Source organism: Methanobrevibacter sp., from assembly GCF_045646045.1.
GTDB lineage: Archaea > Methanobacteriota > Methanobacteria > Methanobacteriales > Methanobacteriaceae > Methanocatella.
The window spans coordinates 1-25370 of record NZ_JAZRJY010000093.1; the positions used below are offsets into that span (position 1 = coordinate 1).

17 protein-coding genes are annotated in these 25370 nt (G+C 31.0%); 11 read left to right on the forward strand and 6 right to left on the reverse strand.

Going from position 1 to position 25370, the window contains the following annotated elements:
• A partial coding sequence (locus ACKI5C_RS06365; protein ID WP_407432341.1) for an Ig-like domain repeat protein occupies nt 1-1721 on the forward strand: 1721 nt, incomplete at its 5' end.
• A 249-nt stretch (nt 1722-1970) separates the two neighbouring features.
• Here ACKI5C_RS06365 and ACKI5C_RS06370 read toward each other — a convergent pair.
• Both ACKI5C_RS06370 and ACKI5C_RS06375 read right to left on the reverse strand, forming a co-directional pair.
• Nucleotides 1971-2555: a hypothetical protein gene (locus ACKI5C_RS06370; protein ID WP_407432342.1), complete on the reverse strand. Its 585-nt coding sequence runs from the start codon at nt 2553-2555 to the stop codon at nt 1971-1973.
• A gap of 612 nt (nt 2556-3167) precedes the next feature.
• Nucleotides 3168-3656 (reverse strand): DUF308 domain-containing protein, encoded by a 489-nt coding sequence (locus ACKI5C_RS06375; protein WP_407432343.1) that lies wholly within the window; start codon nt 3654-3656, stop codon nt 3168-3170.
• 177 nt (nt 3657-3833) lie between these two features.
• On the opposite strand from ACKI5C_RS06375, the gene ACKI5C_RS06380 reads away from it, so the two are divergent.
• Both ACKI5C_RS06380 and ACKI5C_RS06385 read left to right on the forward strand, forming a co-directional pair.
• Complete coding sequence (locus ACKI5C_RS06380) at nt 3834-7052, forward strand: C1 family peptidase (RefSeq protein WP_407432344.1); 3219 nt, start codon at nt 3834-3836, stop codon at nt 7050-7052.
• A gap of 248 nt (nt 7053-7300) precedes the next feature.
• Entirely contained in the window at nt 7301-10546 is a 3246-nt protein-coding gene (locus tag ACKI5C_RS06385) for a C1 family peptidase (protein ID WP_407432345.1), read from the forward strand.
• 157 nt (nt 10547-10703) lie between these two features.
• On the opposite strand, the gene ACKI5C_RS06390 is transcribed toward ACKI5C_RS06385, so the two are convergent.
• The 3 genes from ACKI5C_RS06390 to ACKI5C_RS06400 all read right to left on the reverse strand — a co-directional run bounded on the left by ACKI5C_RS06390 (nt 10704) and on the right by ACKI5C_RS06400 (nt 13922).
• Nucleotides 10704-11435 (reverse strand): tRNA (adenine-N1)-methyltransferase, encoded by a 732-nt coding sequence (locus tag ACKI5C_RS06390; protein ID WP_407432346.1) that lies wholly within the window; start codon nt 11433-11435, stop codon nt 10704-10706.
• 9 nt (nt 11436-11444) lie between these two features.
• A complete protein-coding gene (locus ACKI5C_RS06395) occupies nt 11445-12404 on the reverse strand; it encodes a zinc metalloprotease HtpX (RefSeq protein WP_407432347.1) in 960 nt (319 codons plus the stop codon).
• Nucleotides 12405-12767: 363 nt separating this feature from the next.
• On the reverse strand, nt 12768-13922 hold the full coding sequence (locus ACKI5C_RS06400; protein ID WP_407432348.1) for an FkbM family methyltransferase: 1155 nt from the start codon (nt 13920-13922) through the stop codon (nt 12768-12770).
• A gap of 292 nt (nt 13923-14214) precedes the next feature.
• Between ACKI5C_RS06400 and ACKI5C_RS06405 the strand changes: the two genes are divergently transcribed.
• The 8 genes from ACKI5C_RS06405 to ACKI5C_RS06440 all read left to right on the forward strand — a co-directional run bounded on the left by ACKI5C_RS06405 (nt 14215) and on the right by ACKI5C_RS06440 (nt 24937).
• Complete coding sequence (locus ACKI5C_RS06405) at nt 14215-15108, forward strand: glycosyltransferase family 2 protein (RefSeq protein ID WP_407432349.1); 894 nt, start codon at nt 14215-14217, stop codon at nt 15106-15108.
• A 15-nt stretch (nt 15109-15123) separates the two neighbouring features.
• Nucleotides 15124-16023 carry a glycosyltransferase family 2 protein gene (locus tag ACKI5C_RS06410; RefSeq protein WP_407432350.1) on the forward strand — a complete coding sequence of 300 codons (900 nt, stop codon included), beginning with the start codon at nt 15124-15126 and terminating at the stop codon, nt 16021-16023.
• 11 nt (nt 16024-16034) lie between these two features.
• A complete protein-coding gene (locus ACKI5C_RS06415; RefSeq protein WP_407432351.1) occupies nt 16035-16679 on the forward strand; it encodes a CatA-like O-acetyltransferase in 645 nt (214 codons plus the stop codon).
• Nucleotides 16679-17452: a DUF6270 domain-containing protein gene (locus ACKI5C_RS06420; RefSeq protein WP_407432352.1), complete on the forward strand. Its 774-nt coding sequence runs from the start codon at nt 16679-16681 to the stop codon at nt 17450-17452. The genes ACKI5C_RS06415 and ACKI5C_RS06420 overlap by 1 nt, the downstream gene beginning before the upstream one ends.
• A gap of 17 nt (nt 17453-17469) precedes the next feature.
• Complete coding sequence (locus ACKI5C_RS06425; protein ID WP_407432353.1) at nt 17470-18786, forward strand: glycosyltransferase family 2 protein; 1317 nt, start codon at nt 17470-17472, stop codon at nt 18784-18786.
• 11 nt (nt 18787-18797) lie between these two features.
• Nucleotides 18798-22283 carry an AMP-binding protein gene (locus ACKI5C_RS06430; RefSeq protein ID WP_407432354.1) on the forward strand — a complete coding sequence of 1162 codons (3486 nt, stop codon included), beginning with the start codon at nt 18798-18800 and terminating at the stop codon, nt 22281-22283.
• A gap of 206 nt (nt 22284-22489) precedes the next feature.
• On the forward strand, nt 22490-23437 hold the full coding sequence (locus tag ACKI5C_RS06435) for a replication factor C small subunit (RefSeq protein WP_296796490.1): 948 nt from the start codon (nt 22490-22492) through the stop codon (nt 23435-23437).
• A gap of 12 nt (nt 23438-23449) precedes the next feature.
• Nucleotides 23450-24937, forward strand: a complete 1488-nt coding sequence (locus ACKI5C_RS06440; protein ID WP_407432355.1) for a replication factor C large subunit — start codon at nt 23450-23452, stop codon at nt 24935-24937.
• Here the strand turns inward: ACKI5C_RS06440 and ACKI5C_RS06445 are convergent.
• A partial coding sequence (locus ACKI5C_RS06445; RefSeq protein ID WP_407432356.1) for an ATPase occupies nt 24923-25370 on the reverse strand: 448 nt, incomplete at its 5' end. The two genes, ACKI5C_RS06440 and ACKI5C_RS06445, sit on opposite strands and share 15 nt — an antisense overlap.

The following is a 25370-nucleotide window of genomic DNA, read 5'->3' on the forward strand; positions in this document are numbered from 1 at the left end:
AAAATGGCACAATTGAATATACCACCACACCCGAAGGATTAAATGTCAGCTTTATCCCTGATGAATCTGGTGTTGTCTCAATTAGTGATAATGGTACTGTTACTGCAATAAAAGCAGGAACTGCCCAAATCACCATTACAGTCGGTGACGACAAAAAATACGCCATTAACAAAACTGTTATTACTGTTACTGTAAGTAAAATACCAACCGAAATTCTAATTCAAAATAAAACTTTAGACATGGAAGTTGGTAATGAGGCTGATCCTGTTGTTAGTTTAATGCCTTCTAATGCCGGTAATTTATCTTTCGTTGTTAGTGATGAAAGCGTTATTCTTGTAAACAGTCAAGGTATTGTTACTGCTGTAGGTGAAGGTAATGCTACTGTTACCGTCAGCTTCAGAGGCAATGACAAATACTTGCCGTCCAATGCCACTATAACTGTAACCGTATCTAAAGTTGAATTTGAACCTCAAATCGCTATGGACAATAATACCCTTACCGTTACTGTTCCTGAAAATGCTACCGGTAATGTGACTTTAACTGTTGGTAATGAAACTCTTGTTGCACCTATTGAAAACTGTGTTGCAACATTTGATTTAAGTGATGTTCCTGCAGGAGATTACAATGCTACTGTAAGCTATCCTGGTGATGATAAATACACTGGATTCGACATTGTTTATCCTATTTCCATTGAAAATGACTTCATCATAACTGCTGAAGACTTAACCAAATATTACCACGGTCCGGAAAGATTTACTGTAAACCTTACTGACAGCAAAGGCAATCCTATTGCAAATGCCAATATAAGCATTTCTATTAATGGTAAAAACTATACTAGAACAACTGATGATAAAGGTCAGGCTTTCTTGGCTATTAACTTGAATGCTGGTGAATATCCTGTTGTTGTTACTTACAACAGCACATCTGTTGATGCAACTGTTACTGTCTTACCTACTGTAAACGGTACAGACATAATTAAAGTATTCAGAAACGGAACACAGTACTATGCAACATTCCGTGACAGTCTGGGTAATTACTTGCCTGAAGGAACTACAGTCAGATTCAACATCCATGGTGTAATGTATGACCGCAAAGTTTCCGGCGATAAAGGATTAGCAAAATTAAATATCAACCTGAATGCAGGCGAATATGTAATCACTGCAATGAACCCAGTTACCGGTGATATGACTGCCAATAACATTACTGTATTGTCCAGACTCATCGAAAATGCAGATCTTGTTAAATACTTCAGAAATGCATCACAATACACTGTTAAAGTTATAGATGATGAGGGTAAAGCTGTCGGAGCAGGCGAAAATGTAACATTCAACATCAATGGTGTATTCTACACCCGCCAAACCGATGCAAACGGTATTGCTAAGTTAAACATTAACTTGCATCCTGGTGATTATGTCATTACTGCTGAATACAAAGGTTGTCTTGTATCCAACAATATCAAAGTATTGCCTATATTGAATGCTACTGATATTACCATGAAATATCGTGACGGAACTAAATTTATGGCAACTTTGGTTGACGGTCAGGGAAAACCTTATGCAAATCAAACTGTTCAGTTCAACATTAACGGCGTGTTCTACAACAGACCGACCGACAGTACAGGTACAGCTAGGTTAAACATTAACTTAATGCCTGCCGAATACATTATAACTTCAAGCTATAACGGTTCAAGCATTGCAAACAAAATAACTATTAAAAGTTGAGGATTAAATAATTCTCAACTACTTTTTTTCTTTCTTTATAAAAATTAGTTTTACAATGAGATTTTCCAATAAACAAGAAACAATTAAGCAAAATCTCAACAAAAAATTCTAAAAAAAAGTAACGAAGTGAAATTTTAGTGTAAAATACTCCTAAAACTCCACTAAGATTAAAACCCTTTAACAATACCATCAAAAAATTGAATTATTAGAGACTCTAAGAAATATTTTTAGAAAATCATATATAATTAATTATTTTTTCAATGGTCCAATACTGTTTATAATACCTTCGATTTCTGGAGTATATAAGTTATCAGAAGTATTATTTGTGGAAATGAGTAATACGTTTTCTTTTCCATCTTTAATGAATGTTACTGATCTGAAGTGGTCAACAGGATGATCGAAAGGTGCAGCAATTTGTGGCGGATATTCAATCCAGGCATAATCACTTCCAGGAACTTGTGTTGTAACAGTCACATTTTTGAGTTTACTTGGTTGTCCAGCGAAATCATGTACAGTATATCCATTTACCGTTTTGTTTGTTACATTTTCATATCCTGCTTCCTTACCATTTTCTTTAATAGCATTAAAGAATTCGGATTCGAATTTATTGTCTGCACTTTTTTGTGCTGTAAATGTTATATTTATACCCTTACATGATGCAAATAACTTTTTTTCATCAATTGTGTAATTACTTGGTATCTTTACTTGTGCATCATCACCTTGCAAAAATTGTTCTCCACTTAAAAAGTCTAACCATCCCGCACTTGCAACGCTTAAACAACTGAATACTGCTAAAACAACTATAGCTATGGCCAATATTTTCTTAATATTCATTTTATCTCCTCTTTTAAATCATTCCCCCCATAGGGAAATAGAATTTAAATGCATTAAACAAATTCCAACGGATTTGCAAAATACATGATGTTCATAAGAACTTAATCCTATAATAAAATGTCTATGAACATATACATATATATTTTACTAAAATATTATGAATTTGATGTTAATTATTTGTATATTTAAACATGATATAACATATTAATAAAATAATAAATGTTATACAATATATTATTGGATTTTGCAGAATAAAAAATTAGGTATGCCTAAAAATTAACGAAATATTTATATACTATTACATACAATCTATTAAATAAGTGATGTAAAAACATTGCTTTTCAAACATTATTAGTCGAAAACGAATACAAACTCCAAAATCGAATTTTGAATTAGTTTTTCAGGATTTCTAATTCAAAAAAAATTCTGCCAAAAAAATTTCAAATATGTCGAAAAGGTGTTTATGGGGTCAATGATAAACACCGGTTATTATCTCTTCTTTTAAAAAATTGGGGGTAAAACACCCCCTCAAATAATATACAACTAAAAAAATTAAAAAATAGTAAAATTGAGAGTTAAACCCTCAATTTAAATTCAACACCATTTAATTGCTTAACTATATTCAGCATCAAGATAGAATCTTAATCCTTGGATAATTAAACATAATCCAATAAGAATTGCTGCATAAATTGGATCGGTAATAGAATAAACTCCAAGTACAATAGCTATTATACCTATGATTAAAATCAATAATGAAGTAGTTTTTGATAGTGTTGAGTTTGAAATAATACCAACAATACCACAAAATATCAATATAAAAGCAATTATATAAAATTGAAAACCAACAAGGAAAGATAAAGCATTAATAGCAAAAATAAATAATATACCGAATATTACTGCTATAATACCTACTACCAGATTAATTTTCGAAAGAGTTGACATATTCCGTACTGAAAGACCATTAGCTATAGAAGCAAAACCAAAGAACAATAAACTTAATCCAACAATGAATGATACTGATTCCGCACTAAAAATTGGAAAAATTATAAAAATTAATCCCAATACCATAAATATAATTCCAAAAATTTTTTCTAATTCCATATTTCTCCTCCTGATTAACTATGTTCACATTTTTAAAATGTAAATCATGTAAACTCAAAGCAAAGCTTTTTATATTTATTATTTTATTTGATTTGACTATATAACTGTTATTATAGAAAAATTATATTAGAAAGAAAATTAAAATAGGTACATGTAAAAAATATGGGGGAAAAAATTTTGAATAAATATAAAATATTTCTATTATTTTTTGTGTTATTTATATCAATTAGTGCAGTTTCTGCTGAAGGAAACCTTACAGCATTAGAAACAGAAATTTATAAAAGTGATAATAGCTTTGAAATAACACAGGATTATGCATATAGTCCAACAGATGATGGAAATTATACTCTCGGAGTTTATGTCAATAAAACAAACTTTGTAATTAATGGTAATGAACATACGATTGATGGGCAAAATCAATCAAGACTTTTTAGAATTTATGGTGAAAATGTAACCGTGAACAATCTCGTTATAATAAATGGAATGGCCGATTTTGGTGGAGGAATACTTTCTTTAGGTAAGAATATAATTTTAAATAATATTACTTTTAAAAATGATTATGCAAGTACCAAAGGAGGTGGATTAGCAGCATTAGACACAACTACTGTCAATAATTGTAAATTTATTGATAATACTGCTCCTGATGGTGGTGCAGTCTACAGTGAAGAAGCAATTATTAAAATAGAAGGATCTTATTTTGAAAGCACGAACATACTTCAAAAAGCTATGGTATATGGTTATCTTTCTACAATGTATATAAATAATTCAATATTTGCCAATTCAACGTCAAAATCTACGACTGCAATCTATAATGATAGAAAAACATATATTACCAATTCTCAATTTATAAACTTAAATGCAACATTGAGCGCTGGTGCTATTGCAATAAAAGAATTGGATGAAGTACTTATACAAAATTGTAGATTTATAAACGTGACTTCAACCAAAAATGCAGGCGCAGTATTTCTTGATACTGCAGGATTTTTATATAACAATACAGGAATTATTTTAATCAATAATAGTGAATTTTTAAATTGTTCATCTGAATTTGGTGGAGCTTTAATTATTTTAGGTGGAAATGGAATTATACTTCAAAGTACTTTTAAGGATAACCGTGCAATTTATGACGGTGGAGCAATTTATTTATCTAATGGTGAATACATAATTAGAAATACACTTATCGAAAACAATAAATTAACATCTGATGAAGAAGAATTTAATCATGGTGGCGGAATATATGCCGATAACTCTATTTTAATCACTTCCAACAGCCATTTTATAAACAATGACAAACATGGAGTGTACAGTTATGACAGTGATTTGAATATAACCGAATCACTATTTAAAAACAATGGCGAAGCTATTCATGGTGTTTTCCTTGAAAATTATTTTTTAAATAACACTTATATAAACAACACCAACTGTTTAAATGATACAAACTATAAAAGCATAGTTACTGAAAAAGTAAAACCATTAGACCTTTTAAACGACACAATCATTTTTTCAAAACTGCCTAAGAAATTTGACTTACGTGACTGGGGTTGGGTAAGTTCAGTTAAGAATCAAAATACAATGAATGCATGCTGGGCATTCGGTGCTGCTGCAGCAATGGAATCTGCATTGATTAAATATACCGGAATTGAATATGATTTTTCAGAAAATAATATTCAAAATAGTATGATAAAATACTCCAAAATTGGAAACAAGTATTTACGAGAAGGAGGAGATACAGAATCAATTGTTTATGCTATAAATTGGCTTGGAATGCTTAATGAATTTGATGATGAATTTGATGATGTTGGAAAAATATCTCAATATATCAGCAGCCCTGAAAATGTTCACATACAGGATGTGATAATCGTTAACCCTCGTGAAAATTTAACTGACAACAAAGCAATAAAAGAAGCCGTATTAAAATATTGCGGATTAAGTGTAGCACTTCACTCTGAATTAAAAGAACCATATTATAATAAAAATACTTCTGCACAATACTACTTCAAAAATGGAAGTGCAAACCATATAGTTTTCCTTGCAGGATGGGATGATACATATTCCGCTGAAAATTTCCTGGTAACTCCGCCGGGTGATGGTGCATGGATTATAAAAAACAGTTATGGAACCGAACACGGAGATCAAGGATATGATTACATATCATATTATGATACAGGCTTTGCAACTTCTGAAATATTAAGCGGATACATTTTTGAAAATAATGAACCATATACTAAAAATTATCAAACCGATTTAGGTGGAACCATAAAATATTATAACTCAAAGCTAGGAGTTAATGTTTCTTATAAAAATACCTATACCTCCCTAGATGATGATTTAATAGCTGCAGTTGGAACTTACTTCTATGAAACTGGCGCGAAATATAACTTTAAAATTTATGTGAATAATGAATTAAAATTATCACAAAATGGAACCGCTCCATTTAAAGGTTATCATACCATTAAATTAGACAAAAACATTGCTATTGAAGAAAATGATAACTTTACAGTAGTAATGACAAAAAAATATGTTCCTCTGCTAGAAAATTCAAGACAACATTTTGAAAACAATACTTCATTTGTTGATTTTGGTAAAGGATATTATGATTTAGCACCGGAGAATGAAACCGCATCATTGAAAGTTTATACTATTGAGGCAGCAATATTAACTGAAGATTTAGTGAAAATCTATAAAAACGATTCACAATTTAAAGCAAAAATTGGTGTTGCAAATCAAACTGTGACCTTTGAAATTAATGGTGGAAAATATGACAGAACCAGCGATGCGAAAGGAATAGCTACAATGAATATTAACTTAAATCCTGGCAATTACACAATCAAAACAACATTCAACGGAACAAGCGTTGAAAATAATATTGAAGTATTGCCTACATTAATTGGTGATGATTTAGTCAAATATTACAGAAATGAATCACAATTCTTCATTAAGTTAATAGATGGTAAAGGTAATCCTGTAGCTGGCCAAAATATTAGAATGAATATTAATGGAGTCTTTTATGATCGTGCAACCGATGAAAACGGAATTGCCAAATTAAATATTAACTTAAACCCAGGAGAATATATTCTAACAGCAATTGACCCGTTAACTGGTCTTCAAATGTCATATACAATTACCGTATTGCCGGTGCTGACTGCTGAAGATTTAAACATGGTTTACAAGGACGGTTCCAAATTCAGTGCAACTCTTGTTAACCGTCAAGGAAATCCTGTATCTGGCGTTAACATAACATTCAATATTAATGGAGTGTTCTATAATCGTCCAACCGATGAAAATGGAATAGCAAGATTAAACATTAATTTAATGCCAGGAGAATATATTATAACAAGCCAATACGGTTCAGCCATGATTTCAAACAAAATAACTATCGCTGCAAAAGAGGAATGAATAATTCCTCTAATTTTTTATTTTTTAACATTATATTCATCAAAAATATGAATACATATTTTATTTTAGAATGAACAATTTTAAATATTTCTTTAAATAAAACATAATTTAAGTTCAAAATAATCATACTTTTATCTTATTTTTATATAATAGCATGACTTTTATGATTTTTGATCTTTAATCAGAACACTACTCAGTTCGCGAGAATTGAAAATTAACATGAAATTATAAATATGGGGGAAAAAATTTTGAATAAATATAAAATATTTCTATTATTTTTTGTCTTATTAATATCAATAAGTGCAGTTTCTGCTGAAGGAAATTTTACCTCCCTTCAAACAGATATTGCCAATAGTGAAAATACGATTGATATAACGCAAGATTATATATTTGATGAAAAAGCAGATGCTGGCTTGGATTCCGGTATTGTAATAAAAAAAACTAATTTTGTAATTAACGGTAACGGACATACATTAGACGGAAATTCTATGGCTAGAATTTTTAATGTCGCGGGAGAAAGTATCACAATAAATAACCTCACATTCATTAATGGAAATGCCAATATTGGAGGGGCCATTTTATGTGATGGAAATAATGCCGTAATTAACAACTGTACATTTAATAAAAACAATGCAACTACTGATGGTGGAGCAGTTATTTTCAGGAACAATGGAAAAGTTATGAATTCAATATTTACTGATAACTACTCACCGGACTGTGCAGCAATTGGAGTTTATGGATCAAAAGTAACAGTCACTGATTCTACATTCAACAGCAAAATAGAACTTGTAAAAGGATTCATCCATGGGGCAACTGCATCAATAATTATTGATACATGTACTTTTGAAGATACAATATCAAAATATGCTGCAGTAATAAATGATAGATATACAGAGGTTCGAAATTCAACATTTAGAAACTTAGAAGCTAAAGAAACTGGCGGGGCTTTAATCTTAAAAGAAGTAGATAAAGCAATCATATACAAATCTAGTTTTATCAATGTCCAATCCCAAAAAAATGCGGGAGCGGTATTTATTGATACACCAGGTTACCTATACAGCGACAATGGAACCACACTGATAAATGATAGTGAATTCGTTAACTGTTCCTCAAACTTCGGAGGTGCTGTTGTTTTACTTGGAGGAACTTCAACTATAACAAATTGTGACTTTATCGACAATGAAGCAGAATACGATGGGGGAGCATTATATGTATCAGATAATGACCTCAGCATTTACAATACACAATTCAGAAACAACAAACTAAGAAATGACGTAGAGTACATACATGGAGGTGCAATTTATGCCGATACGTCTAATATGCTTATTAGAAGTACAGATTTCATTGACAACCAGAAACAAGCAATTTATTCTTATTCCAGCAAGATGAATATATGGGCTAATTTCACAAACAATACTGAAGGAGTGCACGGTGTTTTTTTAGTTTCATATGAAGTTACTTTTAATACCAACACAACAGACAAATTTATTTATAATGACACGGATTACGGTACATACATTATTGATAAAGGTGCTGAACTCAAACTAACTAACGACACATTCATAATAACAAAACTTCCTTCCAGATTCGATTTGAATGAATGGGGATTTGTAACTCCTATTAAAAATCAAGGTGAAGATAATTCCTGTTGGGCATTTGGAACTGTTGGGGCATTAGAATCCGCATTATTAAAAGCAACAGGAATTGAATATGATTTTTCAGAAAATAACCTTCAAAATTCATTGCTGAAATATTCAAAATACGGTAATAGAATTACAAGAGAAGGGGGAAATAACAATATGGCCGTATTATATGCACTTAACTGGTTTGGAATGGTTCCGACCGAAAATGATACCTACGATGAATACGGTAAAATACCAACATTTAACACCCCCGGTAATATCCATGTTCAAGATGTAGTAATAATCCCTAAACGTGCAAATCTTACAGACAACAATATCGTTAAACGCGCATTAATTGATTATGGGGGTTTATCTGCTGAAATGAAAGCTTTTGGAAAAGCACCATATTATAATACTAAAACTTCAGCACAATATTATAATAATGAAAGTGATGTTAAAATCAACCATATAGTGACACTTGTTGGATGGGACGATAACTACTCAAAAAACAATTTCCTAATAACACCACCAGGAGACGGTGCATGGATTATTAAAAATAGTTATGGTCCAGATTTTGGTGATGGAGGATTTAATTATGTTTCATATTATGATGTAAGTCTCCTATCCCATGAAATAGTAGGATACATATTTGAAAATGATGAACCATATGACGGCAATTACCAATATGACTTAGGAGGAGAAATAGCATTCTATAATAAAGGCCAGTTAAACATAATGAAAAATACTTACAGCGCTTTAGAAGATACCTACATAAGTGCATTTGGATCATGGTTTGAAAAGGATAAGCCATTCACTTATGAAATTTATGTAAATGATAAATTAAGACTATCCGGCAGTGGAAAATCCTCATTTGAAGGATACCATACAGTTTTATTACCCGAATATATTTCAATCGACAAAGGAGATAAATTCCACATAATATTAAATAATACACAATTGCCGATGCTTATAGACACCAGACAATATTTCGAGGAAGGCAACTCTCTCGTTTATCAAGAAAATGAATGGAAAGACGCAGCCATTAACAGAGGTGCCGTATCCCTAAAAGTCTACACACAAAAATCTGTGCCTGAATTGAAAACCAAAGACCTTGTAAAATATTATAAAAACGGTACCCAATTTACAGCAGATGCCGGAGAGAGTGGAAAAGAGGTGATTTTTGAAATTAACAGCAATAATTATACCAGAACCACCAATTCTGAAGGTATTGCTACAATTAATATTAACTTAAATCCTGGCAATTATACCGTTAAAACCTACATGGGCAAAAAATCCGAAACGAAAAGTTCAGACGATGACGAAATTATCATTCAAAATGATATTGAAGTATTGCCTACATTGATTGGAGATGATTTGGTTAAATATTACAGAAATGATTCACAGTTCTATATCTCATTGGTCGATGGTGAAGGCAATCCATTAAGTGGCGAAAGTATTCTTATGAACATTAATGGAGTCTTTTATGAACGCACAACTAATGAAAACGGAACTGCCAAATTAAACATTAACTTAAATCCTGGAGAATATATCCTAACAGCTATTGATCCATTGACCAGCCTTTTAATGTCATATAATATTACAGTATTGCCAGTGTTAACCGCTGCAGATTTAAACATGACATACAAGGACGGATCCAAATTCAGTGCAACACTTGTTGACGGCCAAGGCAATCCATTATCTGATGTTAACATAACATTCAATATTAATGGAGTATTCTATAACCGTACAACAGATAAAAATGGAACAGCAAGACTAAACATTAATTTAATGCCTGGAGAATATATTATAACAAGCCAATACGGTACTGCCACGATATCCAATAAAATAACCATTATTGCAAAAGAGGAATGAATAATTCCTCCAATTTTTATTTTTTTAATGTAGATAACGTGATTAAAAAATCTGATTTTTTAAAAGAAATTCATGTAAATTAAAAAAAAGCATTATTAAAAAGGGAATATTCATCATATCCATTAAAATAATAATAGCTACAATGAATATAATTGATTCATAATTTGCGGGCAAAAAGTAAATATCCGCTGTGTCCAACCATTCTTGTTTTTGGTCTTGTACCCTGCTGCCTAACTTCAAGACCGCGTTCCAAGGTTTCTAAAATTTCAATGTCATAGAAATTAAGCTTTTTGGCAACCCTGTATGAAACTTCCGCCTGATTAATATATGGAGCATAGACAACCAGCCACCCACCGAGGTTCAATGAATCATAAACCTCTTCAAATATTTCATAAGGCTTTGGAAGGTCCAAAAATACCAGATCAATATTATCTTCATCAATTCCTTCTTTGATATTTTGATTTTTAACTTCTATGTTTGTTATTCCAAAGGTTTTGACATTTTTCATTGCAACTTCTGCAAAATCTTCTCTGATTTCATAGGTATAAACATGACCACTTTCTCCAACAACATTACCGAAGTTCAGTGCAATAGCTCCGGCACCGGTTCCCGCATCAACAACCCTGGAACCTGCACCCAAACCAGTGTATGCCAAAACAGTTCCAATATCTTTTTTGATTAATATTGAACAGCGCCTGTCCATCAGGTCTATAAAGTCATTAACATTAGGTTTAACAATTTTAAATGAATGGTCAAGATGGCTTTTAACTTCATCACCAATTTCGGCTGCAGATAAAACCTCTGCAGAAACTATTCCTAAATCACTTTGAAAATCTTCGCCTTCTTTTAAGATATATTTCTTACCACGTTCATCCAAAATCATTTTCATAAATTACACCTAATTTTCTAATTGTGCTAATCTTTTTACTCTTTTAAGGGAATCCGGATGAGTGGAGAATAATTCCATAATTCCTTTAGTTTTTGAAATTTTAACTTCTGAATTAGCTAATCTTCTCAATTCATCATCAGATATTTTTCCATCACCATCAAAGTCTACTTGCTGGAAATCATTAATATCATGTTGAGCATTATTAATATCTGTTGCAAAAAATGCTCTGTTGGTGTTTAAATCATCAATAGTTTTCTTATCACATCTGGAAGCACCATAAGACAATTTGTATAATGCAGATACCAAAGCTGCAGGACGGTTTCCATATTCAACAGAAGCTTCATCTGCATAGTATTCACGGGTTCTTGAGATGAACAGCACCAGCAATTGACCGATTAAATAGAATACATAACCTAAAAGTCCAATAATAATTGTTCCACCATTATCACGGTCTCCTGAAAACATGAATGATAATGCAATATAATAGCAAATCATCGGAATCACACTAACGGCCGCAGTTACTGCCATATCATTATGCTTAATATGGCCCATTTCATGACCCAATACTGCCCTCAATTCATCATAATCAAGTAAACCCAAAATCGGACGGGTAATTGCAATGTGACCGCTTCTGCTTGTTCTTCCATATGCAAAAGCATTTGGAATACTGACTTCAGACAATCCTATTTCAGGTTTAGGGACTCCTGCTGCCTGAGCAAGCTCTGCCACCATCTTATGAATATGGGGTGCTTCCGCTTCAGACAATGGCCTTACATTCATTGAACGTTTGACCAATGACGGTCCATACCAATACTGTAAAAATACAATTCCCAAACTTATAACTGCATATATTCTCCAACTAGTGATTCCCAAGTACCTACCTACAAGGAGCACTAAGAAATAAATGATTGAAAACATAAAAACAGTTGTAAACAACATTCTTAATCTAAGTTTCCATGTGCCTCTCATTATTAACACCCCAACTATTTATTGATATTATATATTTAAACTTAAAAAGTTAATGGAAAATGAGGGGTGGACACAAAATTTTTTTAGTTTATTTTTTTGTTTTTAGAAAATTTTGTTAGTTTTTTATTTTTTTAGTTGTTTTTTCTATTTATTTTATTGTATATTCTTTTTAGGTTGTGTCCTATTGCATATAATTTGTTTAATTGTTGTTCAATTGTTAATTTATTCATAGATGTTTTGCTTTAATATTAGTTCCCCTGAAGTAAAAAATATAAAAATTAGTGATTTCATGTCCCACCAAATCAAAATTAAAAAAATAGCATGAGCTTAAAAGCTCAAGGATTTTTAAATGTAGTGGGATAATTACCAGTCTATAGGCATATTTGGCCAGAATTTATAATATTCTTTTTTTACATACGCAAAACTATAGGTAACTTCCTCAATATTAAGTTTTATCGCAACAAAACCTAAATTCAATAAATCTTGATGAAAGTTATTATCGTCTATATTATGGCCTTCTCCCAAAATCACATCCATCTGACTTAATAGGTTTGATTTTAGTAAATCGGATATGATTTTATATTCTGCACCTTCAGTATCAATTTTTAAAATTTTCTTTGCAGTAATATTATCAGATTTGATAATGTCTGAAATTACTTCGGAGGCAATTTTGACTTCAGCCTGCTTGACGTTTATTTTATCTTCAAAGTGTTCTAAAACTGGTTGAATATTTGTAAAATCTTGAATCATTGTATTCAAACCGTCATATCCATCAATATAATATAAGTCAACGGTTTCTATCTCATCAGAAAGGCCAAAATTATAAGTCTTAATTTTATTTTCCAATTTTGGATTAAGTTTGATGTTATCTAAAGCTATTTGGTAGGTAAATTCATCAATTTCAAACCCATATACTTTTGAACAGTTATCGAAATTAGCAAATTTTAAGGACGCATACGCCCTATTCATACCAATGTCAAAGACAACAAAGTCATCAAAATAAAATAACTGCGGAATAATATATTCATTTAGGCCATTAACTTCCATTAAAGTCCAAATGTGGTTATTGGTACTCAAAACAATATCATCATCAGTTTTAAGTATCATCCTATTTTCTTCAGGAGAATATGATAAAAAGGATATATTGTTAAAATAGCATAGATTAAATAAAAAATCAGGATCCAAATGCTCCTTTAAAACTGATTCATATCCATTAAAAAAGTATCTTCTGGATTCTTTGTAAACAGTATCTTGTGCTTCAACTAATTTATTTAAATCCGAATATAATAAGCCATGTTTTTCCAATAGATTATCATTCACTTTTGCAATTTGTTTTTTTATATTATCATTATCCACTTTTATCAATTCTGTAATTTTTGAAATGTTTTCATCATTTTTTTCGTTTTGTTGTGAAATTAAATCTGTTATGTCATCGATTTTGGAGTTTATTTTGGATAATTCATTAAAAATTTCGCTTTGATTTTCATCATGTGTTTCTTCTGTTTTTTTTAAATTCATTTATTTCACTTCCCATGTTCGGATATAATAAATATAAATTTAACATGATGATACTTTTTATACATGAATAATTATATAGCTATGCCTTTTTAAATCATTAATTTATCCTTATTGATTCAATTTTCCCTAAAAAAATTTAACAGAATATAAAGAAATATAATTTGAACACCAAATAAATAAGAAAAAATCAAGAAAAATACTTTAATTGTTCATTTACTTATTCAAATTCCTTAAAATCAAATTAATGCATAATCTTAAATTATATATAGTAAATAAGCTAAAATTAGAAAATATGATAGCAAAATATAAAGTCAGTATTTTAATTTCTTCATATAATTATGCCCATATTATTGAAGACACTTTCGAATCAATTAAAAATCAAACATTCAATTTTGAGGATATTGAAGTAATATTTGTAGATGATCATTCGGAAGATAATTCTGTTGAAGTAATTGGAAGATTAGCAGATGAATTTGATAACGTTAAATTATATCATGTACCTGAAGGTCAAAAAGGCGTTTCATACCCTAGAAATATAGGTATTGAAAAGGCTACAGGAGATTATATTGTTATTTTAGATGCTGATGACCGATTAGATTCAATGTTTATTGAAAAGACATATAAAGAAATCACTGAAAATGATGTGGATATGGTTAAAACTTCATTCTTCATGGGTTTTGATAAAAAAATATCCTATTCTCAAAATTTAGGTCGTGTTGTTGTACATCCAGAAGATGTTAGCGTGTTAATGTCTTCATATAATTATTTGGAGCCATGGGCAACAATGTACAGTAGAAAATTCTTAATTGACAATAATATTCGCTTCAGTATTGTCCATAAATATTATGAGGCATTTTTATTCAGTATAGAATGTATATGCAAAACAAATAAGGATATAATCCTATTAGATAATTATGAAGGATATTATTGGAATTATAAACTTGACGGATTACATAATGTTGATGTGACTGTTGAAGAGTTGGATAATACAATTGAATGTTTCACTGAAATGTTTACTCTTTTGGTTGCAAATAAACAACCTATAAACTGCATTGAAACATTTTTCCCATTCGCATTAAGCCTTTGTGGATCAGGTGTCTATAATTCCACAGCATCAGATTTCGAAAAAGCTTCATTTTTATGTAAAAAAGCGTTTAATTTGGATTATGTTGAGCACGATGAATAAGGAGGAGTAATATTTATGAAAGACTATAAGATTAGTGTAATCACTCCGGTGTATAATACAGAAAAATATCTTGAGGAAACTTTCGAATCAGTTAAAAATCAGACATTTAATTTTGAAGATATTGAAATGATTTTCATTGATGATAAATCCACTGATTCCTCTCGCGACATCATTGAAAGATTTTCTGAAGAATTCGAAAATGTAAAGGTATATGAAACTCCAAAAGATAAAAAAGGTCCCGGCTCTGCCCGTAATTTAGGTTTGAAAAATGCAAATGGAGAATATATAATCTTTTTGGATTCTGATGACATTATGGTGCCGGAATATGTTGAAACAATATATAATGAAATCACACAAAATGATGTGGATTTAGTAAAATCAACATTCACGATGAATACTGATAAAGGAATTATGCCAATATCCGCAGGAATAGGTCGTCGTAAATTGTCTCATGATGATTTGTCAGATGCAATGGTATTCAATTTCTTTGAACCATGGTGTACAATTTATAAAAAAAGTTATTTGCTTGATGAAAACATTCGTTTTATTGAAAAATTCAATATCCATGAGTCATTTGTATTTGCTATTGAAACTATTGCAAAAGCAAAAAACGGAATTATTCTGTTGGATGATTTCCATGGCCAAATTTGGAGAATAAGATCTGATGGTACACACAATACTCCAATAAAGGAAGTAGATTTTGAATATACCATGCACTGTTTAAGTACTGTTCTCATATTAATGCTTGAGCAGAATCAACCTCTTGAATGTATAAGAAGGATATCCCGGTTTATTTTATCCACATGGTGTTACGATTTGTTCATATCTCCTGAACCTGATGAAATCATCAATGCATTCACTTTTGCAAAAGGATTCAAGTCAAGTAATGAAGCAATCAATGATCTTTTTGATTAAAAGGCGAAAATATGAAAATGCATTCTTATAAGAGTTTTGAAGTTGATGAGAAAGATTTATTTTCTTTATCATCATTTATTTCAAGTCGTTTTGAAGTAACAGTTGATATAAATGCTAAGAACCTATACGATTTTTCAAAGAAAAATAATTTGTCCTTTTTCAATTTATGTGTTGCGGCAATATATCGGACAATAGAAGAAATTCCAGAATTTAAAAAATACATTGTTGATGGAGAAGGTAGGCAGTATAGTGAAACTAATGTGGTATTGCCTATATTAAAAGAGAATAATCGTACTCAGGATGTTTGCATAGAGTCAATTGATGAATTTAATTCATTCAGGCAATGGAATAAATTTTTAAATCATGTTAAAAAACATCCAGACGAATTTCCGATGGAATTTGATGAACAATCAGCCGAGATGCCTATTGCAATTTTATCATGCATGCCATGGTTTTATTACAAAGGATTTAGAAATATAATATTAAACAGTGAAGTATTTATACCGATTATTCATTGGGGAAAATATGAGGATGGAAAATTTCCTTTAACTGTTGAAATTAATCATACTTATATTTATGCATATCATTTGAGTGTGTTTTTTGATAAATTAAATGAATTTATGGAAAATCCTAATTTAATATTTGAGGAAGAATAATGAAATCCAATATCGGAGTTTTCGGGTCTTGTGTTTCTCGCGATATTTTCATGTCTCAGCATTCAGATTATAAGAAATATTTTAACATTGGCCTGGACTATCAACGCAGCACAATAGTAAGTGTAATGCAGCCTAAATTCAAATATGATTTAGAGGATATAACAATACTGCCCCATAATAATGAAAATGATTTTGGAACACTATGTTTGTGTAATGATTTCGATAAATCTTTTTTAGACGACCCCGCATTGAACAAACTCGATTTTTTAATATTTGATATTCTTTTCGACATACTGGGTGGCGTATTAAAGACAAATGACGGCAGGTACATTTCAAATAATACTCTAGATTTACCCCGCACAAACTTGTATAATAAGCTTGATACTGAGGTTGTTGATGTCCTCACAGATTTTGAGAATTATTTCAGGTTATGGAAATCCTGTTTTGATGAATTTTTAGATAATTTGACTGATAGATATCCCGACATGACAATCATATACAATCAGCACAATTTGGCATATAATGTTTTGATGAAAGATTCCACTGTCATCCAAAATGATGATTTTAAGTCCAGATTTGACAAATATAATGAATATTATAGAATATTTGACGAGTATATTGAAAATAAAAATCTTCTTGTATTGAAATATAAAGATGAAACTTTGGCCTATGAGAACCATGTTTGGGGCTTGCAGCCTTTCCATTATTATAAGAAGTATTATGTTGATCGTTTAAACGAATTGGTTAAAATTAAAGAAAATTTAAAAAAATAATTTATTGAGATGATAATGTGGCAAATGCAAAAGTTTCAATCATCATTCCTTCATTCAACACTGGAAAATACATTTCGCAATGTTTGGATAGTGTTGTAAATCAAACATTGAAAGACATTGAAATAATCTGCATAGATAATCATTCCACTGATAACACCTTAAACATTTTAAAGGAATATGCTAAACGGGACAGCCGAATAAAAATAATCTCTTTTAATGAAAATAATGGAGCAGCAGCTTCAAGAAACATCGGAATAGAAAACGCTACTGGAGAATATATTGGTTTTGTTGATAGTGATGATTATATCCATTTGGAAATGTTTGAAAAACTATACGATGCAGCCATTTCCAAAGATTTGGACATGTGTATGTGTAAAATTTCCACATTTGAAGATGGAACAGGTGTTTTAAATGATGATATTTGGTATTTCGCCTTGAATTGTTTTAATCAATTAAAAAAGGAAGTGTTTAATCATCACGATACCAAAGAATTCATGGGCGAAATTTCAGTAACTGTTTATAATAAGATTTATAGAGCGTCAATGATTAGAAAAAATCAAATCAGATTTCCAATGACTCCTGTTTTTGAAGATGAAGTATTTTTTTATGATACATATCTACATTCACAACGTGTTTCTGTTATCCCTCATAATTTATATTATTATCGTACGAATAGAGAAGGTTCTATTGTACAACAGACAGCCGATAAGGATTATTCTCCCGTAGTGGAAGTTTTTAAAACTATACGAAATATTTTCATCAAGACAAATAATTATGAGGAATATAAATGTATATTGTGCAATATATTCATACCGATGGAGATATGGAGATATGGATTATCTTCAAAAAAGTACCATGAATCCTTTTTCAAAGATATGAAAGCAGATTGTTTGGAGTTATTTGAAGATAAAGAAATCTTAGAGAATTTACCAATCCACATTGTTGATCGGGTCGATAATTTAATCAATTCATCTGATTGGGTTGAATTTGACAAAAAAGAGAATTTTAAAGATATTTCTGTTATTTTAACATGTTACAATGATGAAAAAACAATTGAAAAGAGTATTTTATCTGTCATAAATCAAGATCTCGATTTTAAAAAGCACGTTCAATGCATAATTGTTGATGACGGTAGTGAAGATAAAACAAAAGACATATGTGAAAAATATATTGACTTGTATCCTAACAATATTGTATATATTCATCAAAAGCATCAGGGCAAATCCAATGCCATCAATTTAGGAACCAGGTATACCAAAGGCAAATATTACTATTATCTTGATGGAAATGAAGAGATAAAACCTCAGGAACTGTTGAAATTATTTAATGGATAAGGAAAGATTGAATGTATTTTTATGAAGATATTAAATTTAGATTTGACATTGATTTAAAAAATGAAAACAACATTCAAAAGCTATTTCAAAATATTGGAAGCCTGTTGAATGTTCAATTTGATGAAAATTTCAACCCATATCCTGTTGAAAATCATGAATATTACACCCTTAAAGAGGTCTTTCACGAAAGCATTAATTTCGAAATAAGCAACTTTTTTAATTTTACATTTAATGAAGTTGTAGACACACCATTATACAGATTTCTAATTTTAAAAACCGATGATAAACTAATAGTTTTGGCAATAATTAACTCTTTGATATTTGATTATTCTTCTATAGGTATTTTGCATGATTTATTTAAAGTCGATGATGTAAATTTAGAAAGTAAAATTACAGATTATTATAAGAATGTCAATAATTATTTGTCTTCGCAGGATTTTGAAAATGATTCTAATTACTTACAAAATCAGCTTTTGGATAGTGAAAGTTATGTTAAGTTTTTCAATATAAAATCAGACAATTACAAGTCTAAAAAAATCACATTGGACATTAATTCAATCAATGATTTTTTAAACAGACATTCTGTTTCTAAATTTGACTTTTTTACAGCAATTTTTTCACTGTACATGTCCAGAATAGATAATACAATGGGCTGTTTTTTAAAGACTACTGTTTCGGAAAACCCGGGGTATATTGGCCCTTTTGATAAAAAGATATTGTTAAAAATCAAATATGACTCTAACATGCCGTTTTTTGATTATTTGCATGATGTTGGTGATGTCTTAAAAGACAACAGAAGCCATATCCAAATTGATTTGGAAGATTATGTTAATGAGAATACTTCTTATTATTCTGTTTTTGATTTTTCCGATTTAGAGGATGTGCATATATTCAACCAAGAGGGAGCATTGACTTTAAATATCTATAGGGATTTTTTAGAGTTATATTATAACTCAGATTTATTTACCGATGAGTATATCGATTCCATGACGGCAAATATCGGTTCTTTAATAGCTAATTTGGTAAAATCTCCAAATCAAAAATGCGGATTTATTGATATTCTATCAGATGATGAAAAAAATTTGATTTTTAAATTCTCTAAAGGAGGACATGCTTCTTTTGATGAAAATAAAACATTGGCTTTAGCTTTTCGTGAAAATGCATTGAAAAATCCGGATGTTGTAGCTATTGATGATGGAGTTAATCAAATAAGTTATGGCGAACTGGAAAAATCGACCAACAGCATTGCCAATATTTTAATCGATGAATATGATGTTGGTTTTGGAGACAAAATAGGCTTGATGCTTCCCAGAAATTACCATTTCCCTGAATGTGTCTTGGCATTAAATAAAATTGGAGCTGCATTCATGCCAATTGATTCACAATACCCATTGAAACGTATAGAGCACATGCTGGATATTAGTGAAGCCAAATACATCATTACAACAAGACAATATTCATCCTTACCTGAATTTGATGTGAATTTAATTTTCATTGAAGATTTTGTTGCAGATTATGGAGGGGCGGTGGAATGCAGAGGCCGTGGCGATGATTTATTTTCCATTTTCTTTACATCAGGAACTACAGGACTTCCAAAGGGAGTAATATTTTCCAATAAGCAGATTGCCAGTGAAACAGCAGTTCTTAGGAATTTTTATCATTCCAATCCTGGGGATGTGTGTGGCTGTTATGTCAGTTTTAGCTTTGCATTATCTTCAAGAATGTATTTTGCCCTATATAATGGTGAAACTTGCAGAATATTCAATGAAAATGAGCAAAAAGACACATTATTATTTTTAAAAGCGCTTAATCAACAACCATACAACGATTTATTCTTGCCATCAAGTTTAAGCGTTTTGTTTTCCGAAAATGAAGCTGACATCAACGTTAAATATTTGATGTTTGCAGGTTCAAAATTAAGCAAGATGCCTCATGCACGCAATTACACTAAATTATTCAATGTTTATGGTACATCAGAAACCTTACTTACAATTGCTGCCTTATTGGATGATAATTCACAGGATATGCCAATAGGCAAACCGTTAAATAATTTCAATGCCCATATTCTTGATGAAAATAAATTGCCAGTTCCTATTGGGGTTGCTGGAGATTTATATATTTCAGGTGACTATATCAGTCCAGGCTATATTAATAATCCCGAATTGACTGATGAATTTTTCAGTGATTCATCTGAATTTGATTTTGAATCCCATAACAGGATGTATTATACTGGAGATGTTTGTTTTTATAATTTCAATGGTAATATTGAGGTTGTTGGACGAAGGGATGATCAGTTATCAGTTAGGGGATTTCGTATAGAATCAAATGAAATAATTAACATAATGAATGACTTTGATTTTATTTCGGATATTTGTTTGGATGTACAGGAAGACAATTTAATTGCATATTATACGGTAAATGAGGATTGTGATATTCTTATGGTTGAAAATGCCTTAAAAAATGAATTACCGAATTATATGATTCCTTCATTTTTCATAAAGTTGGATGAGATTCCTCTAAACAAAAATGGCAAATTAAACAAAAAAGCATTGCCGAAAATTGATTTAGCTGAAATGCAGGACAAGTATGTTGCCCCAATAACAAAAACGGAAAAGATAATTGTCAATGTATTTGAATCTATCTTTGATAAAGAGCCTATTGGATTGTATGATGATTTTGTAAAATTAGGTGGAAATTCCATTATTGCAATGCGTATACCTCCTATGTTGTCCCAATTTAACATTGACATTAATGCAAGAGTAATATTAAATAATAGAACCCCATATAATATAGCCAAAAGCATTGCCGACGATAGCAGGAATTATGGTTTCAAACTAGCTAAGAAAGGTCAGATTAACCAAAACTTATTTTTAATACCTCCTATTGGTGGTGTCTCATTTATTTTTGCAAATTTAATTGAAACTCTGGATTTTCCAGGAAATGTATATATTATTGATGATTTTAGATATGATTTGTCCTTGGAAGAAATTAAAAGAACACAAGACAGTAAATTAACCCTGGATTACTATTATGATTCTATAAAAAATCTTTTCAATGACGGAGATATTCTTTTGGGATACTCATTAGGTTGTATATATACAACACTATTGGCGGATAAATTAGAAAAGAATAATAAAAAAATAGGTAATTGTATTCTTGTTGATGGATTTTTAACTTATGTTATTGATTCAACACCATCCGAAGAAGAATTAACTTCTTTTATTATAGATGCTGCAAAGGGACAGGATATCGACGAGTTAAAAGAAAATTACAGTGAAGAATTTATTGAAAAATTCATTGAGATTGGCGCCATTAATTTTAAAATGAATTTTCCAGATCCTGAGATTCATTCAAAAATTACATTTTTAGCCACTTTTGAAAATTTGAAAGATGATGTCGATAAGTATTTCTCAAATTATGAATTTATCTTAATAGATTCAACACATAAAGATATTATAAATAAAGACTGCAGTAAAATCATTAAATATATCAAATAACCTATTTAATTAGCCGGATTATCATTTTAATGATATTATCATCGGCCAACACTTTGTAAGATTTTTCAATAACTCTTTGATGAATTTTGTGAGTTAATTAAAAGTTCATTAATGAGTTTCTTTAATTAATAGTGTTGAACCATTACCAAAAATTAATTATTAACAAACAAACATATAGTTTAATATTACAAAATCATGGTGATTTAATGAGTGGACCTTGGGTAGAAAAATATAGACCACAAAGCCTAGATGACATTGTAGGCCAAGAACATATTATAAATAGACTTAAAAAGTATGTTGGCGAAGAAAGTATGCCAAATTTAATGTTTACAGGACCAGCAGGTGTTGGAAAAACCACAACTGCACTGGCATTAGTTAAATCAACTCTTGGAGAATACTGGAGACAAAACTTTCTGGAATTAAATGCTTCAGATGCAAGGGGAATTGACACTGTTAGAAATGACATTAAGAATTTCTGTAGATTAAAACCTGTTGGAGCCCCATTTAGAATAATATTTCTGGATGAAGTTGACAACATGACAAAAGATGCTCAGCATGCTTTAAGACGTGAAATGGAGATGTATACAAAAACCGCTTCATTTATACTGTCCTGTAACTATTCATCCAAAATCATAGATCCTATACAGTCAAGATGTGCAATATTCAGATTTGCACCGATAAAAGGAGAAGAAATAGTCGGCAGATTAAAGTTCATATGTGAAGAGGAAAACTTTGATTACGATGAAAAAGGTATAGAAGCAATTGTATACTATGCAGAAGGAGATATGCGTAAAGCAGTCAATATCCTGCAGGCAACAGCTTCTGAAGGAGAACATATTACAGAAGACAGTGTATATGATGTTGTTTCAAAATCAAAACCTCAAGACATATCTGATATGATTACAAAAGCCTTGACTGGAGATTTTATGGGTGCTAGAAAGCTCATGCATGAAACAATGGTTTTACAGGGCACAAGCGGAGAAGATATGGTTGCACAGATATACCAGGAAGTGTCCAGAAGAGTTATTGATGGTAAAATGGATCCTGATTTTTATATTGATATAATCGAAGCAATAGCAAATTGCGATTTTAGAATAAGAGAAGGATCAAACCCTAGAATACAACTTGAAGCTCTTTTAACAAAATTCTTATAGAAAGGTATTGAAATGTTGTGGACAGATAAATACCGACCAAAAACCCTAAAAGAGATATTAGGTAACAATAAAGAGAAAAAAATAATTGAAACCTGGGTTGAGAACTGGAAAAACGGCAATCCCCAGCAACCCATACTTTTAGTCGGACCCCCAGGTATTGGAAAAACCACTTTTGCCCAGGCAATAGCTAATGAATTTTCCGAATACATTGAGCTTAACGCAAGTGATAAACGTTCCCAGGACGTAATCAAAAGCACAATTGGTGAGTCTTCATCTTCAAGGTCACTGTTCGGAGACGAATATAAGCTGATTATTATGGATGAGGTAGACGGTATTCATGGTACCAACGACCGCGGAGGAGTTAAAGCTATTGGAGAAATCATCAAAACCTCAAAACATCCGTTGATTTTAATAGCTAACGATTTTTACTCAAAAAGACTGCAATCCATTAAACCTAAATGTCAGGTTATTAAAATGGCAAAAATCAGAAGTCCGACCATCAATAAAATGCTTAAAACTATTGCTAAAGAAGAAGGCATTGAATATGATAAGGAAGCCTTAAAATTATTAGCTCAAAAATCAAATGGAGACATTCGTTCAGCCATTAACAGCTTTCAAGCAATTGCAGATACCTCCCATGAACTAACTATGGAAGACGTTGAAAGCATTACAACAAAAGATGACAGATCAACCATAATCGATGGAGTGATGGCTACATTAAAAAGTAAAAATCCAAAACATGTCAAAGATGCTTTAAGGGTAGATGAAGAGCCAACACTCGTAATGGAATATATTGCTGAAAATGTGGCCCGTGAATACACCAATAAGAATGAGCTTAAAAAAGCCTATGAAAACCTGTCAAATGCAGATTTATACTTTGGAAGAGCCCAAAGAACAAGAAACTATGGTTACTGGAAATATGCAACCGACTTCATGGGAATAGGCGTAAGCGCATCTAAAAAGGAAACCTATAAGAAATTCACTCCAATAAGAGGCCCAACAGTATTTACATTGATGGGACGCAATCGTGGAAAAAGGAACTTGCGTGACGGTATTGCAGATAAAATGTCTGAAAAAATGCATATATCAAATACTGTAGCCATTTCAATGTTTCCATATTTGGAAATAATGTTTCAAAATGATGAGCTTGCATGGGAAATTTCAGATTTTCTTGATTTGGACAAAGACGAAATCAAACGCTTTAGAAAAAAAGTCATTCCTAAATCAGTTATTAAAAAAATGGAAAAGAAAAAAGAGGAAATGCGTATTGAAGAGCGTGACAGACGTGCTGAAGAACTTCAAAACCAGATGTTTGCAGGAATCCCCCAAGAAGAAATTATTGAGGAAGAGCCTGTAAGAGACGAAGTCGAATTAATAACTGAAGAACCAAAAGTTGAAGAAGTCGAAGAAGAGTTGATGGCTGAAGAAATTGTTGAAGAAGAGCCTGAGGAAAAACCCGAAGAAAAGAAGAATAAACAAGCCTCATTATTTGACTTCTAATTTCTTTTCAATGAATTCAGCTGCTTTTACCACATTTTCTCGATACTGTGGTGCAACATCTTCTAAAAATTCCATAAATGATGATGCCAATTCATCATTATTTTCATTTTTTATTATATCCCTGCCATCCATTTCCAAAAATGAATTAATCCAGTTTAAAGGTACATTAATCAATGGGTAAATTTCATTGTCTTTTTTATTAAATTCCAAATCTTTGCCTGCAAAAATTGTAGAAAATATTTGATTAACCTCATCATCCAATATTGTCGGATTTGCAATTAAATCATATTCCCCATCATGAACCAGTTTAACGCCATATTTTCGAGTATAAGGTTCAAGAATTACATCAATCATGAAATTATCCGCAGGAACCAATATTGTTGAGTTAGGTTCAATATCACTAAGGGTTTTAGCAGATTTGGAGCATATTTTT